The organism is Mucilaginibacter sp. Bleaf8, assembly GCF_018390515.1.
In the GTDB taxonomy this organism is placed as follows: Bacteria; Bacteroidota; Bacteroidia; order Sphingobacteriales; family Sphingobacteriaceae; genus Mucilaginibacter.
Genome location: NZ_JAHBBK010000001.1, coordinates 1,481,296 through 1,499,885 on the forward strand (window position 1 = coordinate 1,481,296; position 18,590 = coordinate 1,499,885).

Genomic DNA, 18,590 nt, shown 5'->3' on the forward strand with positions numbered 1-18,590 from the left:
TACAATGGAATTTCAAATAGGCGATCAAGTGATTACACCTAAAGGCAATGGCTATATTAATGATATCATTGGCGACCAGGTAATTGTTGATCTGGTTGATGGCGAGCATCAGCGCGAGATGTTTAGTAAGGATGTCATCACTTTACTTGAAGCTTAAATACAGATTATCTCATATTAATTTAGGGTTATCAGTTTTTTCATTGCATATTCGTAACTGGAATAAACACTACCTGTTACAGGATACGACTGCTTATGAATACTGAAGCCCTTTTGACGGCTATTGTTAAATCATCCAATGATGCTATTATCAGCAAAACATTGGATAGCATAATTACCAGTTGGAACCCGGCTGCCGAAAGAATATTTGGATATACTGCCGAAGAAGCAGTGGGCCAAAGCATACTCATGCTTATTCCGCCCGATTTACAGGATGAGGAAACCACTATTATCAGCAACATACGGCGCGGTGAAAGTATTCCGCATTACGAAACTGTGCGTACAAGAAAAGATGGTACCCGTATCTGGGTATCTATCACCGTATCGCCTGTTCGTGATGAAAATCAGCAAATTATCGGTGCATCAAAAATAGCAAGGGATATTACCGCACAACGCGAGGCCGAACATATAGGAACGATACATACGGCTATTGTAAATTCATCTGATGATGCAATTATTAGCAAAACACTGGAAGGCATCATAACCAGCTGGAATCCGGGTGCTGAGCGAATTTTTGGCTATAGTCCTGATGAAATTTTAGGAAAATCAATTACTGTTCTGATTCCGGAAGAACGCCTTTCTGAAGAAAACGATATCATCAGCAATATTAAAAGCGGCCGCAGGGTTGAGCATTTTGAAACCGTTCGCAAGAATAAGAATGGCAATGATATTTATGTTTCCCTAACCGTTTCACCGGTTAAGGATAAAAAAGGCCAGGTTATCGGCGCTTCAAAAATTGCCCGTAATATTACCGAACAGGTGGCTTTGCAGCAGCAGCTAAAACAGTATACTACGATGCTGGAAACTTCCAACCAGCACAAGGACCAGTTTATCAGTATGGCCAGCCACGAGCTGAAAACGCCTATTACATCGGCAATGGCCAACTTGCAGTTTCTGCAACGCAAACTGCAGGATACAGATAATCAGCGATTGGCAGGCAAGGCATTGGGCGGCGTGATTAAGCTTAACAAGCTGGTAAGCGACATGCTGGATATATCCAAAATTGAATCCGGAAAGCTTGAAATGAATTTCAGTTCGGTTGATGTTCATGAGCTTTTACATGAAACCATAGAGAATATTCAACTTACCAGCCTGAAGCATCAGATTCAATATCTTAACACCCACGAAAACCCGGTTATTACGGCCGACAGGTTGCGATTGGAGCAGGTAATTACCAATATCATCAACAACGCCATTAAGTATTCGCCTGATGCGGATAAGGTGATAGTGCATTGCTACCCTGAAAACGGTAAAACAGTGATCAGCGTGCAGGATTTCGGCGCAGGCATACCGGCCGAACACCATGCAAAGCTATTTAACCGTTTTTATCGCATTGAGGAACAAAGCCGCAATGTATCAGGCCTGGGCATCGGGTTGTTTATTACCAAACAAATTATAGAAGAGCACCAGGGCCATATTTGGCTGGAAAGCGAAGCTGGAAAAGGCACTACATTTTATGTTTGCCTTTAATTAGTTATTGCACACGTATCCCACCCATACTTAGCCAGGCCACACAGGTACCGAAGCTAATCAGGATAATCAAAAGCCCGCTTAAAAACCAGGTGAGGTTTTTATATACGATGGCCAGGATGGTACAAACAATTACGTGAATGCCCATCACCATAGCTGACATTATGATTCCGTCTCCGTTTAAAAAGCCGGGTATCATGTACAAAGCAAAAATGCCTACGTTAATACCTAATATCTGCAGGTGCGATAAGGGTTTGTTTTTTTCCTCGTTCATGCCGGTTGTATTTCGTTACGTAACATTTCCAGGTACTGCACTTTGTCGTCCCGGTAAAAAAGGTTCATGGTTTCGAAAGGAATAATGTTCATATCCTTGTTTACAATATGAACGCATGACTTCTTGATAGCCCGCACGTCAAAGTTCTGCGCATCAATAAAGTTCATGATAATAACCCTGAACAAATTATCGTAGCTCAGTCCCGGTGCATCAATATCAGGCAGGCAGCACATAATGGAGGTCAAATGTTCCTGGGCCTTATCAACCGAATTGCCCGTACTGAACATATGCAGCAAATGCTCTTTCAACTGCTCATCCTGCTCGTACACTATCGTATTTTTTGAGTTATCGAGCAAATCATCCGGGTTAATCATTCGCGTTAACGGGAATACACAGCCGCCCACTTTTAGCGCATATCCCATTACCAGCGCATCTGGGTTGCAAGGTACCGGCAACAAATCCTGTGCGGTAAAAATATCGGTTTGCTCCAATATAGCCGAGCGTACCTCGGTTAGTGTATAGCGGTCTGTTTCCGGGTTGAAATTTTCTAAGCGACCTGCCTGCTGGGTAGGTTGCAACGTTACACCGCGCACGCAAGGTTGCTGTAAACCATATTCAATAATTTGACCTATCTCATCCGTGTTCAGCCCCTTTTGCAGGGTAACCACTAACGTGGTTGACAGATTGTATTTATTCAGGTTTTCAATCGCCTTTGCCCTTACTTCCCGTAAATCTTCGCCACGTAGCTGCTCCAGTGCCTCTTTCTTGAACGAATCAAACTGCAGGTAAATTTCAAAATCGGGCATATAGGTAGCCAGCCGGGCCACAAACTGCTCATCCTTAGCAATGCGGATACCGTTGGTATTTACCATCAGGTGCTTAATAGGCTTGCGCTTGGCTATATCCAGTATTTCGAAAAACTGCGGGTGCACGGTTGGTTCACCTCCACTAATCTGCACTACATCGGGTTCACCTTCATTAGCTACAATCACATCCAGCATTTGTTCAATCTCGGCCAGCGTGCGGTGCCGCCCATAGTGCGGCGATGACATGGCGTAGCAGGTAGGGCATGCCAGGTTACAGCGGTCGGTCACCTCAATTACGGTAAGGCAGGAGTGCTGTTCATGGTCGCGGCATAAGCCACAATCATACGGGCAGCCGTAATGCGTAGCTGTATTAAATTTAAGCGGCATTTCGCTACGCTTGGCGTAGTTACGGCAGTTTTTATAGTATTCAATATCGGTAGCAATCAGCACCTTTTCAAAACCATGCTTTAAACAGTTTTTGTGCATATACACCTTACCTTCCTCAAACACAATTTTAGCATCCACTCGCCTTAAACAGGTAGAACAGATACTGATGGTAAAATCATAATAGATATAAGGGCGTTCAGGCATAGGTTTGCGTTAATTGGTTGGGGTAAACAAATACTTTATAATAATAGGCAATTCCGCACAAACATGCCAGTTGAATGGTAGATAAACCGAGGCTGAAAAAGTAGCCCGGCTTGATAAACTCAACAGTGAAGCGGAACAGCAGGTAAGCAGCCATCATGATTTTGAAACGTGCACCATTGGCCAGCTGGCGCTGATTTTCGATAGCCAGCAAAGTAAACCAAAGCGCTATCCAAAACAGAATTTCATATAAGTTGGTTGGATGGCGGCGCACACCATCACCAAAATCGATGGCCCAGGGTAAGGTGCTCGGCGTACCATAGGTACCATCCTGCAAACCGGAAAAGAAACAGCCTAACCGGCCGATGATCATACCTAAAATAATAGGGTATACCATCAAATCGCCGGATGACACGGTAACGCCTATCCGCTTCTTTGTGAGCTCCACACCTATCAGGCCGCCAAGCAAACCGCCCACAATGGTGGTGTTGCCCATAAAATACAGGTAGCCCATGCGGTTAAGCTGCATTGGGTTTTCAAGTATACCGATGATGTGCGAGCCTAAAAAAGCGCCCGCCGCTGCACCAATAAATATAATAATGCGATGCTGAGTGCTGATTAGATCGTGTGTGTGCCGCCGCAGGTACGTATAGTAGCGATAGCCAAGCGTATAGGCCAGCATTTCGCATACAAAGTGGATGGGTATGCCCGATTTGCCTACAGGTATATTGACAGGAAAATGCAAAAGCCTTGTTTTAAGTTTTAGTTTAAGGCTAAGATAAACTAATTTTTAAAACAAGGCTCTTTATAAATGTACTGATGCCAATTGTATTAAGGCTGCGGCTCGGCATGCAGGTGCTGCACTTTACGCTTTTCGACTGGCAGCGACATATATTTTTTATAAGAATCGTTAATGTATGCTGCTAACGACGAGCCATTGTTATTCTGCAAAAAGGCATAAGACGGGCGGTATAAGGTCATAAAATCTTCCAGTTCCTGCCCTTTTAAGGGAACAATGCTGGCTACGTAAGCGCTGGTAAAAATCGAGTCGACATGGCGTTCTTCAACCTCGCGAGCAAAGTAGCGTTTTAGCCTGCGGGCATCCTTGGCATCTTTGCTGAACCAGCTGGTAGGCGATAATACGTAAACCTTACTGCGCTCATATACCTGCGGATATTCTGCACGCGGATTAAACGCACGTGACGACCGGATATTTACCTCGTGCAGCGAAATGCTTTTAGGCGTCAGCTTAATGGTTCTGGACAGCATATCAATCAGATACAAGGTATCGGATACATAACCGGGTGATGAAAAAATGAGCAAATGCCCCGTAGCTGCCCGGATCTGGAAATTACCACTGGCATCGGTAAGGGTTACCTCCTTGTTACTTTGGTTGGTAATAAACACTTCTGATAGCCGGGTATTGGTACCGGTTTCTTCAACCCTGCCTTTCAAAACGCCTTGTGCATGTGCTGCGGTATTTAGCAGAGCCATCAACAAAACGCATAAGCTATATCGTAATTTCATCGTATCTGTATTTTAATATTAGTTAAAACGGCTTACCTGCGCTTAGGTTTTGATTTTAACAATTACACCTTGCTGCAACAAAAAACCCGGCTATTTGCCGGGTTGAAGGTAGTTATTTTTTCCAAACGTTATTGCTTTCGTTATAGTCAGGCATTGCCTTATCCGGATCGTAAGTTACCGACTCAATTTGCGTGGTTGACGGGTACTTGAACGTCCAGCTGGTGTTGCGTTCCCATATTTCTACAGGCAGATTAACGCGGTTGGTTTTGCCGTCTTTGGTTTTAATTTCCAGTGTTACCGGCATTGCCATTTTATCCAGGTTATCCAGTACAATGTATGCGCCTTTTGATGGATCGTTATCCACATACTTCACATCGCGTACGCCTACATCCAAACGCCAGTTGTTCTGGAACCAGCCGCGCCAGAACCATTGCAGGCTTTCGCCTGATACGTTTTCCATCGTTCTAAAAAAGTCGTCAGGTGTTGGATGTTTAAATGCCCAGCGCTCAATGTAAGTGCGGAAAGCATAATCAAAACGCTCAGGACCTAAAATTTGCTCACGCAACATAGTTAAGCCGGCGCCTGGCTTAAAGTAGAGCAGCAAGCCGATATTTTTTTCTTTCATGCCGGCAGGCGTTGTCATAACCGGCTCCATTTCTGGGCGGGTTAGGTAAGCACCCATGTGGTGCATATCTATCTGCGAGGCTTTATATTCGCCATTGTTAAAGGCATCGGTTGACAGGGTATTGATAAAGGTATTGAAACCTTCGTCCATCCAGCCGTATAAACGCTCGTTTGAACCAACAATCATCGGGAACCAGGTATGGCCAAATTCGTGATCATTAACGCCCCACAAATCACGACCTTTAGAACGTGATCCGCAGAACACAATACCAGGGTATTCCATGCCGCCTACTACGCTGGCTACCGTGGTAGCAACAGGGTAAGGGAACTCAAACCATTTGGCCGAGTTGTATTCGATCGACTTTTTGGTGTATTCGGTTGAGCGGCCCCAGGCGTTGTTGCCATCGCTTTCAACCGGATAGGCCGATACAGAAATACATTTTTTACCGCTTGGCAGGTTTATTTTGGCAGCATCCAATACAAATGCAGCCGATGATGCCCATGATGCATCACGTGCATTTTTAATTTTAAAGCGCCAGGTAAGCTCTTGTTTACCAGCCGGGCGTGATGCCGCGTTGGTTACTTCGCCAGCGTTACGGATCATTACAGTTTTATCGCTTTGTGCTGCCTGCGCCCAGCGTTTTTGCTGCTCGGCAGTATATACATCCTGCGGATTTTGTAATTCGCCCGATGCCACTACGATATGGTTGGCCGGTGCGGTGATGGAAAGATCAAAATCGCCGTACTCCAGGTAAAACTCGCCCGGGCCGGTATAGGGTAATGCATTCCAGCCCAGCACATCATCATAAACCGCTACGCGTGGGTACCATTGTGCTACGCTAAAAATTTTACCGTTTTTGGTTTGCAGAATACCGGTACGGTCTGATCCGTAATCGGGCTCAACAAATGAATACTCGATACGCAGTTTTACCTGACCACCAGCAGCTGCAACTTCTTTTGGTAAAAAGATTTGCATACGGGTATCATTAATAGCAAATTTTACGTCAGATGCGTTAGGCCCGTTCATTACCTTAACCGATTTGATTTTGTAACCAGCATCAAACTGCTGACCATGACCACCGTTACGGCTACCGGTTAAAGGCACAATGGCGCTACCGCGCGATTCTTGCTTAAACAGGTTCTGATCTAACTGCATCCATAAAAAGCCTAATTTTTGCGGGCTGTTATTGGTGTAGGTTAAAACCTCGGTACCGGTAATTTCGTTAGTTTGATCGTTGAGGCGGGCAAACAACTGATAATCGGCACGGTTTTGCCAGTAATGCGCACCGGGCTCGCCACTGGCGGCGCGGAAATCAGTACCGTTTTTGCTGTAAAACGTCGGACCGAAAGCATCGTGGTAATCATACTTGCTAACAGGAGCGTTCTGATCGGGTTGCTGGGCGTGTGCTACGCCTGCAACAGCCATAAAAGCCAGCGATAAACCGGCTATCAGGTTATTCTTCATCTTAACTTAGTGTGTAATTATATAAGAAACAATAATAACATAAAATAACTAACAGGCAGACAGGTAAACCAAATGTTACCAAAATAAAATCAGCCCGCTACTTACCGAAATGTTGTTTGTAAGCACTTTCGTCAAATCCAAAGAACAGGAAACCGTTATCTTCAATCACCGGTCTTTTTATCATACTGGTTTTTTGCTGCACTAATTGCAAAGCATCCTCTTTGGTTTTGATGCTCTCTTTAACTTCCGGATCAAGCTGTTTCCAGGTAAGCCCCTGTTTGTTCAGGAATTTCTCATAGCCGGCTTTCGCGTCCCACTCCTGCAACTTATCGGCTGATACACCCAGCTTTTTAAAATCATGAAATTCGTAATCTACCTGGTTTTGCTTTAACCAATCCAGCGCTTTTTTAACTGTATTGCAATTGGTAATTCCGTATACTTTTATCATACCGCAAAAATATAAGGATTATCCTTTACCGCCGCTTTTCACGTCATCATTACTAATGCCACGCTGGTTTTTCTTGATACCGCCGTTGAGCTTGCCAAACTTATAAGTTACGCTGAAGTTGAACGTACGGTAATAACTCTCGTTATAGGTGTTTTGCCTAAACTGTGGCGAGAAACTCTTACTGTTAAGCTTTATGAATTTACTATAAGGGTTGTTTGCAGCAAAACTGATAGTTAGTTTCTTATCCCAAAGCTCTTTTGATGCGCTGTAAGATGAGAACACATAAGGGTTTGATTTGGTCTGCAGGCCAATGTAGGGACTATAGTAACCTCCGCTTATACCGGCACGCCAGCCATGCCCAAACTTTTGAGATGCATTTAAATATACGTTACCCTGAAAGCCATCATTTTTATTGAGCTGCCCGTTATAATAACCTTGTAGCCAGATGTGTGATATCTGCCCGTTAATGCTAAAATCGGTTTTAGGCGTTATTGGGTAACTAAAGTTGGTATTTAGCCCTAAATTTTTATTACGACCTATATTTTGCGGTTGCGAAAATGTTACGGTATCGGGCCTGATAATACTGATGTTTTCTACCGTATTATTAGCAAACGCATAGCTTAAGCCTACGTTAATGGAACCTTTGCCGAATCTGCTATAATTCAATTCAAAATTATTTTCGGTAACGGGGCGCAGGTTTTGATTTCCTGTGGTAATGTACTTGGGGTTGGTTCTGTCTATAAACGGATTTAACTCCCATATGCCGGGTCGCTGTATGCGCTGCGTAAATCCAAAATTAACGCTGCTGCTTTTCAGAGTGCGTTGCACAGAAACAGATGGCACTAAATTGAAATAGTTTTGACTCACCGAGCTGGCCGAAGAAGTAAAATCGGCATCTACACGGGTATTTTCTAACCTGAGCCCTGCTTTAGCTGTCCATTTTTCCAGCTTCAGCTGGTAGGTATTGTACACGCTGTACACATCCTGATGGTATTTGAAGTTGTTAGTTAGTGAAGGCACATTGACATAATCGGGCGAGTTCTCCGCTCTCTGCTCATAAGCATACTCACTGAAATTGCTGCGCAATATTGCTTTGGCGCCCCCTTCTATCGTCAGCTTTTTAAGCGGATGAACATAATCAACCTGAACGGTATGCTCATTGTTACCCGCCGTGTTTGGCTGCCTGTAATCTAACTGCGGATAATTTAACCGCTCGCTGAAAGAAGCGTTGCTGATTTGGTTAAAATTGAAATGGCTGTACTTATAGGATGCGGTTAACAACTGATCTTTTTTCCCGGCAAAGTTGTGCTGGTAGTTAAAGCCTAAATCTGTGCCATTGTATTTAAACCGGCCATCGTTAAACAAGCGGTAAAACTGGTTAGTACTATTGGTACTATCGCGTTGATCGCTTGTTTGTGCATTTTGCTGCAAGCTGCTTCCGTTAAAATGCTCATAGTTGGCGGTAAACAGATTCAGCGTATCTAACTCATAACTTACCTCGGCACTGCCGTATACATTGTGCCCATCGCCATAAGTATTGGTACCCTGCTGCAATAAAGTTGATGTTATAGTTTGCGGAAGCATGTTAGGATTTGACAGGGTAACCCGCTCACTATTAAAACCAACCTGCTGCCTGTTACGCCTTGAGTAACCGGTATAGCCCGAAACGCCGAACTTACCTTGCTTTACTGTTGCATTAAGGTTTACACCCGGACCATAAACGGTATTTTCGCGCAGGGTTGTAGTTACATTGTAGCCTTGGTCGGCGTTCTTTTTGGTAATGATGTTGATAATACCGGCCAACCCTTCAGCATCATACTTTGCAGGCGGTGTGGTAATTACCTCAATACGCTCAATATTACTTGCCGGCATTGATTTAAATACGTCCGAAGGGTTGCGCGCCACTAATGACGACTCCTTGTTATTGATCAGTATCTTATAATTACCTGCACCTTTCAATTTGATATTATCACTGCCATCTACCGATAGCAACGGCACTTTGCGCAGCATATCCAGTACATTTTGCACCTTACTGTCAGGATCGGCCTGTATATCATAACTTATACGGTCTACCTCGCGCTTAATTAATGGCTTTAGCGCCGTTACAGCAACTTCTTTCAGGTTGTTGGTAGCTGGCGCTATCAGTATCTTACCCAAATCGATCTCATTTTGGGTAGTGTCAGTAATAGCTATTATCTTGTTTTTGAAGCCTACCGAAGCTACAACCAGTTGCAATGGTTGGCGGGTGATACCTGCCAATTCAAAGCTGCCATTATCTTTTGACAGGGTGCTTTTTACAGGCTGATTGGTTTTGGCATTGCGTAAGGCGACGGTAGCATAGCCTAAAGCTTCATTTTTTGCAGAATCAATAATGATGCCTTTAACTGTGAATTTGGGCGGGTTACTTTGCGAAAAGCCTGTAATATAGCATAAGCACAGCATTACCAGGCATACGAAGTTTTTCATAGCGAGTGATAAGGAATTATAATGGTTATCAGGGTTTAGCGATTAATTAAAATCTGCACCTAAGATAAGTAAATAACATTAGGCCCAACGTTCCTTAACAATTTTTAACTAAACAAATAGTTAATCGTAACTCAATTGTGACAATTAATTTCCGCGACCGTGATTAAGGTCGTCATTCTTAATACCGTGGCTATTTCTTTTGATACCGCTTTTTAGCTTACCAAACTTGTATACAAAGGTTACGTTCAATCTTCTTGCATAATTTTGGAACGAAGTGTACTGATAAAAATCGCGTGTGCGGCTGTAGGCATCCACCTTACGCTCATTTTTGAAAGGATTGGTTATTGATATGGATAGCGTAGCCATCTTATCCCAAAAATCTTTAGCGCCGCTTGCTGCATAAGCAAAGTAATAGTTATCCCGCCCCTGCAGCATCACATAACGGCTATCATAATCAATGCTGGCCCCCAAACGATATCCATGACTTAGCTTGTAACCAGCATTGGCATAAGTATGCCCCTGGTAACCCCGGCTATTATAAATTTCATTGCGATATACCCCTCGCAGCCATATATGCTGTAATTCGGCATCTACGCTAACGTTAAGCTTGGATGAAACCGGATAATTAACATTTACATCCAGCCCCAGGGCTTTATTGTTACCCACGTTTTGATAAGTGGTAGCATTGATGGTTTGCGCTACAGCAGTAGTAACACTTTCAATAGTATTGTTCGCAAACCGGTAGTTAAGGCCTACATTAAACGAACTTTTTTTATAATGACTGTACGTAAGCTCCAGCCCATGGCTCACTACCGCATGCAAACCAGGGTTGCCGATGCTCACGAAATTGATGTTAAGACCATTCAAAAACGGATTTAGCTGCAATATGCCAGGCCGCTGTAACCGGTCTGTATAACCAAAGGTAAGGCTGCTGTTTGTAAACAAGCGCTGAATAGATAAGGATGGTATTAAATTAGAATAAGGGCTGATTTGCAGTTGCGCATTTGTACTCACCCTGGTGTGCTCAAAACGGGCCCCGGCTCTGGCCACCCAGTGCTGCAGCTTAAGCTGGTACGAGTTGTACAGGCTATATATGTTTTGCTGATAATCGAAGTTATTGATCAGGCTACCCGGAGGTATCGAATCTGTTTGAATATTGGTATTAAAATCACTATAGTTTTTCCTGAAAATGGCTTTAGCACCGGCTTCAAAAGAAATCTTTTTAAATGGCTGCACATAGTCAACCTGAGCGGTATGTTCTCCGCTACCCGATTTGTTGTATTGCCTGTAATTGGGCACATCGTAGTTCAGGTGCTCAATGTAATTTACATCGTTTAGTTGTGTGCTCGATGCATAATCATATTTATAAGAGAAGGTGAGCAATTGCTCTTTATTATGTTTAAAGCCTAACTGATAGTTGGCCCCCAGTCCCACACCCTTATTACGGTTATCGCTATTGTTTAATGACCGGTAGCTTTGCCTTGTTGCCGAATTATACCTGAGCAGGTTAAAAAACAAGTCATTATCCAATTGCGAACTGCCGGTAAAATATTCTACCGAGGCGGTGAACAAGTTCAGGCTGTCTGCTTCGTAGCTCAATTCACTGCTGGTATAAAGATTATCAGACGATGTAGTACGCACGCCATTCTGACTCAGATACAGCACATCAAAGGTGTTATTATAGTTATTAAAACTATTAGTAAGTGTAGGTGCATGGTTGTAACCTACATAGCCTCCTATGCCCACTTTACCTTCTTTTAAAGTTAAACTGAGATTAGGACCGATGCCATTTACGTTGTTATACCGGCCGGTAACACTACCGCTGTAACCCTGGCGAAGCTTTTGTTTGGTAATGATATTGATAATACCGGCTAACCCTTCGGCATCGTACTTTGCCGGCGGTGTGGTAATCACTTCAATTTTTTGAATGTTACTGGCTGGCATGGCCCGCAACACATCGGCAGGGCTTTTCGCTACCAGTGCTGATGATTTGCCATTAATCAGAATTTTAAAATGAGTAGCCCCTTTCAGCTTAATATTGTCTGCCGCATCTACCGATACCATGGGTACCCGTCGCAGCATGTCCAAAGCATTAAGCGTTTTACTTTCCGGGTCGGCCTGTACATCATAACTGATGCCGTCTATTTCTTTTTTCATGAGCGGCCTAACGGCTGTTACGGCAACAGCCTGTAACTGACGGTCTGATGGTGTTATTAGCAGTCGACCCAAATCTGTATGATCGCCGGTTATATTAAACGATATTACTTTGTTTGCATAGCCTACACTCACCAAAGCCAATTTGTAAGATTTGGCTTTTAAGTTGACGAACTTAAAATGGCCATCATCCTGAGATATTGTACTCCTGACAGTTTGATTAGTTTGTGCATCAATTAAAGCCAGGGTTACATAGGCAACAGAACGGGTAGAAACAGAATCAACTATTACCCCACTAACCGAAACAGCTTGCTGACTTTGGGCGTAAGTAAATGTATAAAGACATAGCGTAATGACTAAGGTTAGTAAATTTCTCATGCAGTAATACAAAATGCCTCCGGAGATAGCTAAGGAGAGATGTCAGATACAATCCAACTCATTTTTCTTTCTAACTCAGCATTCCGGGCCTATAAGCATTTTTACTACTGCAAAATACTAAGCATTCTTTATAAAAACCACTGCTAAAGGTGAATTTTATTCAAAGTTTCAGAAAAAGCTTATTTGTTGTATTTGGTCATGGTTAATTCTGTACCAATAGTGGCAAAACTTTTAATGATTTCTATTGAACGATCAATCAGGGCCGGCAACTCAGGCTTTTCATCGTTGTCAAAGCCGCCTAAAACGTAATCAATCTGGCGACCTTTGGGGTAGTTATCGCCAATACCGAAGCGCAGGCGAGGATAAGCATTATGCCCAAGTACCGCTTCAATGTTTTTTAAACCATTATGCCCGGCTGCACTGCCTTTTGGCTTTAGGCGCAGGGTGCCTAAAGGCAACGCCAAATCATCAACCAGTACCAAAATGTTTTCTACCGGTATTTTAAGCTGATTCATCCAGTGATTCACTGCCTTACCACTCAGGTTCATGTAGGTAGTAGGTTTAATAAGGTGCAGCATGCGGCCTTTGTGGCTTACTTCGGTATAATAAGCTAAGCGCATGTTGTTAAATGCAGCTTTTTCTTGTTTAGCCAACTCATCCAATATCATAAACCCAATATTATGACGGGTATCAGCATATTCGGGCCCGATGTTGCCAAGGCCTACAATTAAATATTTCATATTTAGTATTGATCAGGCAATTGCCTGGAAAATTGCAAAACTAACATTCCTGTAAAACAAAAACAGCGATAAGTAACACTTATCGCTGTTTTGAATGTGATTGACACCCTAAGGTATAATAACAAATTATTTTTTACCGCTTGCTGCTTGTTGTTCAGCCTGACGTAATGCACGTGAAGTGGTTACAGATACGATGGTATCTTCAACAGCGTTGGTAATAACCAGGTTAGGGATTTGAATTTCGCCTACACGAACTGATTTACCTACTTCTAAACCTTCGATGCTTACTTCAATAGTATCTTGGTGGTTAGCTGGTAAAGCTTTAACACGCAGTTTGCGCAGCTTTTGAACTAATTTACCACCCATTTTAACACCTGGAGAAGTACCGGTTAAAGTGATAGGAATTTCAATAGTAACTGGTTTTTGCTCGTCTAATTGTAAAAAGTCAACGTGCAGAACTTCGTCAGTTAATGGGTGAAATTGCAGGTCTTTAATAATAGCCTGAGTTTGAGTACCAGCAATGTCTAAGTCGATGAATTGAACAACCGGTGTGTAAATAACCGATTTCAAATCAGCTGCGGACACTGAAAAGTGGGTTTGTGTAGCACCACCATAAAGTACTGCAGGCACCTGGCCTTCGTAACGCAGTTCTTTAGCATCACGTTTCCCTACGTTCTCTCTAAGAGAACCGCTAATAGCAATTGATTTCATTTTTATTTGTTTATTTATTTAACCTCATCATAACCACTCTCTTTATAGAAACTGGTTTTGATGAATTTCTTTATCTATCCTCACAAAACGCCTCCCTTACCGGGACGGATTTGGTAAGGCTCTATTTATTCTTCAATTCTAAACAGCTGGCTGATTGAACCATGCTCATTTACATTGGCAATGGCTTTGGCAAACAGCTCGGCTGTTGATAGTACTCTGATTTTGGTGCTTTCCTGTTTTAGCGGTATGGTATCGGTAACAATAAGCTCTGTTAAAGCCGAGTTTTCGATAGTTTCATACGCTTTGCCTGACAATATAGGGTGTGTACAAACTGCACGCACGCTACGTGCACCACGCTCCATAATCAGGCCGGCAGCTTTTGACAGGGTACCAGCGGTATCGCAAATATCGTCAATTAAAACGATATCCTGGTCGGTTACGTCACCAATAATGGTCATCGACTCAATTTCGTTAGCACGCTTACGGCGTTTATCACAAATTACAACCTCGGCATTAAAATACTTGGCAAAGGTACGTGCACGGTATGAGCCGCCCATATCCGGTGATGCGATGGTCAGATTCTCAAGCCCTAAGCTTTTAATATAAGGCACGAAAATCACAGAGGCATCAAGGTGATCAACCGGTATATCAAAAAAACCTTGTATTTGTGCAGCATGCAGATCCATAGTCATAACCCGGTTTGCGCCGGCTGCGGTAAGCAGGTTGGCAGCCAGTTTGGCACCAATAGCTACGCGTGGTTTGTCTTTACGATCCTGACGGGCCAATCCAAAATAAGGGATAACTGCAGTTACATAATGTGCCGATGCCCGACGGGATGAGTCGATCAGCATCAAAAGCTCCATTAAATTATCAGTTGGCGGATTGGTAGACTGGATGAAGAAAACATCGCATCCCCTTACAGATTCATTGATATGAGGTTGAAATTCGCCGTCGCTGAAACGAGAGATGGTTAGGTCACCCAAATCGCGGCCGTAAGCAGCCGCTATTTTGCTAGCCAGGTCTGTTGAGCCTGAACCTGCAAATAATTTTACCGAATTGAACTGTAAAGGCATTTTATGTTGGATTTACAATTTTGGAAATACTGACACTTATCAGGCTATCAGCACTTCTACCCTGCGCTTTAAATGAAAAATTCGAACTCTTTTTACGGAATTCGAATTTTCTTTTTGTTGTCCGACCTGGATTCGAACCAAGACAAACGGTACCAAAAACCGTCGTACTACCTTTATACTATCGGACAATCCTCTTTCGGTTTCTGTATTGTTCGTCCCCGAAATCGAATGCAAATATAGGGCGAAAAATTAAACCTCCAAAAAAAATTTAAAAAAATTTTAAATCCCTTTTTGCAGCCTTATTGATAGGCGTTAAAATATGTTAAACAACAGATATTTAGCTTAACCTTATGATAGTTTTATTAATTTCGTCAGCTCTAAGTGATAAAGAATATCGAAAAACTTTAACATGAATTATTCTAAAATTAATAACCTATTTGGCTGGCTTACCTTTTTAGTTGCCACCGCCACTTACGTACTAACGCTCGAACCATCAACCAGCTTTTGGGATTGCGGCGAGTTTATTGCCTGTATACACCGCCTGCAGGTAGCGCACCAACCCGGTGCCCCGCTATTCACCATGATTGGCAAGGTATTTTCTTTACTGTCTTTCGGCGATAATACCAAAGTAGCTTACTGGACCAACTTTGGCTCGGCACTGGCCAGTGGTGCTACGATACTGTTCCTGTTTTGGAGCATTACGGCGCTGGCTAAAAAGATACTGGTTAAACGTACCGAAGACTTAACCTCAGCCAATACCATCCTTATTATAGGAGCTGGCCTGGTAGGTGCATTAGCTTATACTTTTTCAGATACTTTCTGGTTTTCGGCTGTTGAGTCGGAAGTATACGCACAATCATCATTATGTACTGCCATTGTATTTTGGGGTATCCTGAAATTTGATGCACATGCTGATGAACCCCATGCCGACCGCTGGCTTATTTTCATTGCCTATATCATGGGCCTATCTATCGGTGTGCACTTACTTAACCTGTTAGTAATGCCTGCTATTGCACTGGTGGTATATTTCAGACGTACTAAAACCGTTACTACACCTGGTACCATAGGCGCATTTGCTGCCGGTATAGTTATACTGGGTCTGGTTTTATGGGGTATCATCCAGTTTACAGTTAAAGGGGCAGCTTTTTCTGACCTGTTGTTTGTAAACACCTTTAAAATGGGCTTCGGTTCAGGTGCGGTTGCTTTTTACCTGATGCTGATTATTACCCTGGTATCTGGCATTTATTATACGGTTTCTTTATCAAAACCGGCTTTAATAGTAGCTATAGCAAGCTTTGTATTGGCATTAACCTTTAGCGCCGGCATTATTGGTTTAATAGCAGGTATTATTGTTTTAGCTATTCTGGAGTATGTATTTAAAGTACGTAACAAGCGTTACCTGCTAAATATGGTGCTGCTTTGTACTGTGTTTATCCTGCTCGGTTACAGCTCGTTTGTGATGATTGTTATTCGTGCTAAAGCCGGAACCAACCTGAACAACAGTGATCCGCAGGATGCTTTTGCCCTGAACAGTTACCTGAACCGCGACCAATATGGCGAAACACCTTTAATGTACGGCCAGTACTTTGATGCCAAAGCTATTGACCAAACCGAAGGTGCTACCTTATACCGCCGCGGCGAAAAACAATACGAGGTATCCGGCAAAAAAATCAAAACCACTTATGATCGTAATACCCTGTTTCCGCGCATATTCGACAGCGACCCGAACAAGGCGGCGTTTTATCGCCAGTGGCTGCAAATGGGCCAGGACGAAGCGCCTACCTTTAAGCAAAACTTGGGCTTTTTCTTTAGCTGGCAGGTATACCAGATGTATTTCCGCTACTTTATGTGGAACTTTGCCGGCCGTACCAATGATATGGATGGCCAAAATAACAGTGCCGGTATTGATGGCAACTGGATTGGCATACGCGATTTAGCTAAACATTATCCATCAACGGTTACCCAAAGCAAATCATACAACCGCCTGTATTTCCTGCCGTTCATTATCGGTGTTTTGGGTTTGATTTATCATTTCAGACGCAATCAAAGAGATGCCGGCGTGGTAGCTGTGCTGTTCTTTTTCACTGGTATGGCCATTGTGTTGTACCTGAACCAGAACCCGCTGCAGCCACGTGAGCGTGATTACGCTTATGCCGGTTCCTTTTATGTGTTTGCCATTTGGATTGGCTTAGGCGTTCTTTTCCTGGCCGAGTTGCTAAACAAAAAGCTGAATCCTAAAATTGGGGCTATCATTGCTGCAGCGATTTGCTTCTTTGCTGCGCCGGTACTAATGGCAAGCCAGGAATGGGACGATCATGACCGATCAACTAAACTGACGCCGCGTGACATGGCCTCGAATTACCTGAACTCATGTGCGCCTAATGCCATCCTGTTCACCTTTGGCGATAACGATACTTACCCATTGTGGTATGCACAGGAAGTGGAAGGCATACGCCCTGATATCCGTATCGTAAACCTGAGCCTTTTGGGTACCGACTGGTATATACGCCAGATGAAACAGAAAATGAATGCATCTGATCCGTTGCCGATTACTATGCCTAACGACAAGTTTGCGGCCGGCATACGCGACATTATTTACTATAGCGATCAGCTTAAAGTTAATGGCGCCAGTGAGGTTAAAGATGTATTCGACTTTATCACCTCTGACAGCCCGGATGCTAAAGTTGAGTATGAAAACGGTATGAAGATGAACTATCTGCCTACCAAAAACTTTAAACTGACCATTAACCCTGACGAGGTAATCAATACAGGTACCGTGGCAGCAAAAGACCGTGACAAGATTGTTCCGGCCATGACTTGGACTTTCAATTCCAACTATGTAACAAAAGACAACCTGGCTTTGATGGACATTTTGGCCCACAACAACTGGAAGCGCCCGGTTTACTTTGCCATTACTGTAGGCGGTGATAACATGATGGGGTTAGAAAAGTATATGCACGATGAAGGCTTTGCCTACCATCTGCAGCCATTGGCCCCGGATACTGCCGCGAATGCGCCGATTCAAACCAATACGCTGACCATGTACGAAAACATGATGAACAAGTTTAAATATGGCAATATGAAAAATGCCAAATACCTGGATCATGAATCGACTACCATGTTCTACCCTATCCTGTTGCGCCAGTTTAACACACTGACCAGCAATTTGATTGCTGAAGGCCATCCGGACCTGGCACGTAATGTATTGAAAAAGTATGATGAGGTATTGCCTACCAATATTCCGGTTGATGAGGTTGCTTTACGCAAGTTCTACATACTGGATAATGCTTACAAGCTGGGCCAGTCACAGCTGGGCAACAAATGGGCAGAGCAACTAAACGCTTTTGTTACCGACCTGCTTGACTACAATGCGGCTGTTTTACAAGGTGGTTCTGGCGAAATCAGCCAGCGCGATGTTCAACTGGGCTTGTACATTCTGAATGGACTGGTTGATGCAACTAAAACCTACCATCAAACAACGCTGAACCAGAAGTATACCAGCGAGTTCAAAAACTACGAAAGTAAACTGGGTGCAGCAATGGGCGGTGGCGCTCAATAACCAAACGCCAACACATCAAAACAGCCGCTATCTCGTTAAGAAATAGCGGCTGTTTTATTTTAACCACTGGCTTGTACAGCGGCTGATAGTG

14 protein-coding genes are annotated in these 18,590 nt (G+C 43.4%); 3 read left to right on the forward strand and 11 right to left on the reverse strand.

Annotated features, from left to right (window positions below; all coding sequences use genetic code 11):
* Window positions 1–4 precede the first annotated feature (4 nt).
* The gene (locus tag KHS38_RS06425) at window positions 5–157 is read left to right on the forward strand and encodes a hypothetical protein (protein ID WP_213487673.1); all 153 of its coding nucleotides are present in this window, start codon (window positions 5–7) and stop codon (window positions 155–157) included.
* A gap of 95 nt (window positions 158–252) precedes the next feature.
* Window positions 253–1,686, forward strand: a complete 1,434-nt coding sequence (locus tag KHS38_RS06430) for a sensor histidine kinase (RefSeq protein ID WP_213487674.1) — start codon at window positions 253–255, stop codon at window positions 1,684–1,686.
* A 4-nt stretch (window positions 1,687–1,690) separates the two neighbouring features.
* On the opposite strand, the gene KHS38_RS06435 is transcribed toward KHS38_RS06430, so the two are convergent.
* The 11 genes from KHS38_RS06435 to KHS38_RS06485 all read right to left on the reverse strand — a co-directional run bounded on the left by KHS38_RS06435 (window position 1,691) and on the right by KHS38_RS06485 (window position 14,940).
* A complete protein-coding gene (locus KHS38_RS06435; protein ID WP_213487675.1) occupies window positions 1,691–1,960 on the reverse strand; it encodes a hypothetical protein in 270 nt (89 codons plus the stop codon).
* Entirely contained in the window at window positions 1,957–3,357 is a 1,401-nt protein-coding gene (locus KHS38_RS06440) for a radical SAM protein (RefSeq protein ID WP_213487676.1), read from the reverse strand. The genes KHS38_RS06435 and KHS38_RS06440 overlap by 4 nt, the downstream gene beginning before the upstream one ends.
* A complete protein-coding gene (locus tag KHS38_RS06445) occupies window positions 3,350–4,099 on the reverse strand; it encodes a prolipoprotein diacylglyceryl transferase (RefSeq protein WP_213487677.1) in 750 nt (249 codons plus the stop codon). Before KHS38_RS06445 ends, KHS38_RS06440 begins: the two co-directional genes overlap by 8 nt.
* Window positions 4,100–4,185: 86 nt before the next feature.
* On the reverse strand, window positions 4,186–4,881 hold the full coding sequence (locus KHS38_RS06450; protein WP_213487678.1) for a peptidase associated/transthyretin-like domain-containing protein: 696 nt from the start codon (window positions 4,879–4,881) through the stop codon (window positions 4,186–4,188).
* Window positions 4,882–4,993: 112 nt separating this feature from the next.
* Window positions 4,994–6,970 (reverse strand): M1 family metallopeptidase, encoded by a 1,977-nt coding sequence (locus KHS38_RS06455; RefSeq protein WP_213487679.1) that lies wholly within the window; start codon window positions 6,968–6,970, stop codon window positions 4,994–4,996.
* Between the two features lie 97 nt (window positions 6,971–7,067).
* The gene (locus tag KHS38_RS06460; protein WP_249665296.1) at window positions 7,068–7,418 is read right to left on the reverse strand and encodes a Spx/MgsR family RNA polymerase-binding regulatory protein; all 351 of its coding nucleotides are present in this window, start codon (window positions 7,416–7,418) and stop codon (window positions 7,068–7,070) included.
* A gap of 18 nt (window positions 7,419–7,436) precedes the next feature.
* Window positions 7,437–9,884: a TonB-dependent receptor gene (locus KHS38_RS06465; RefSeq protein WP_213487680.1), complete on the reverse strand. Its 2,448-nt coding sequence runs from the start codon at window positions 9,882–9,884 to the stop codon at window positions 7,437–7,439.
* 144 nt (window positions 9,885–10,028) lie between these two features.
* Window positions 10,029–12,416, reverse strand: coding sequence for a TonB-dependent receptor (locus tag KHS38_RS06470; protein ID WP_213487681.1), 2,388 nt, complete (start codon window positions 12,414–12,416; stop codon window positions 10,029–10,031).
* 179 nt (window positions 12,417–12,595) lie between these two features.
* On the reverse strand, window positions 12,596–13,156 hold the full coding sequence (pth, locus tag KHS38_RS06475) for an aminoacyl-tRNA hydrolase (RefSeq protein WP_213487682.1): 561 nt from the start codon (window positions 13,154–13,156) through the stop codon (window positions 12,596–12,598).
* A gap of 126 nt (window positions 13,157–13,282) precedes the next feature.
* The gene (locus KHS38_RS06480; protein ID WP_213487683.1) at window positions 13,283–13,867 is read right to left on the reverse strand and encodes a 50S ribosomal protein L25/general stress protein Ctc; all 585 of its coding nucleotides are present in this window, start codon (window positions 13,865–13,867) and stop codon (window positions 13,283–13,285) included.
* Between the two features lie 125 nt (window positions 13,868–13,992).
* Window positions 13,993–14,940, reverse strand: a complete 948-nt coding sequence (locus KHS38_RS06485; protein WP_213487684.1) for a ribose-phosphate pyrophosphokinase — start codon at window positions 14,938–14,940, stop codon at window positions 13,993–13,995.
* A gap of 409 nt (window positions 14,941–15,349) precedes the next feature.
* Here KHS38_RS06485 and KHS38_RS06490 point away from each other — a divergent pair, with 409 nt between their 5' ends.
* Window positions 15,350–18,499, forward strand: coding sequence for a glycosyltransferase family 117 protein (locus tag KHS38_RS06490; RefSeq protein ID WP_213487685.1), 3,150 nt, complete (start codon window positions 15,350–15,352; stop codon window positions 18,497–18,499).
* The last annotated feature ends 91 nt before the right edge of the window (window positions 18,500–18,590 follow it).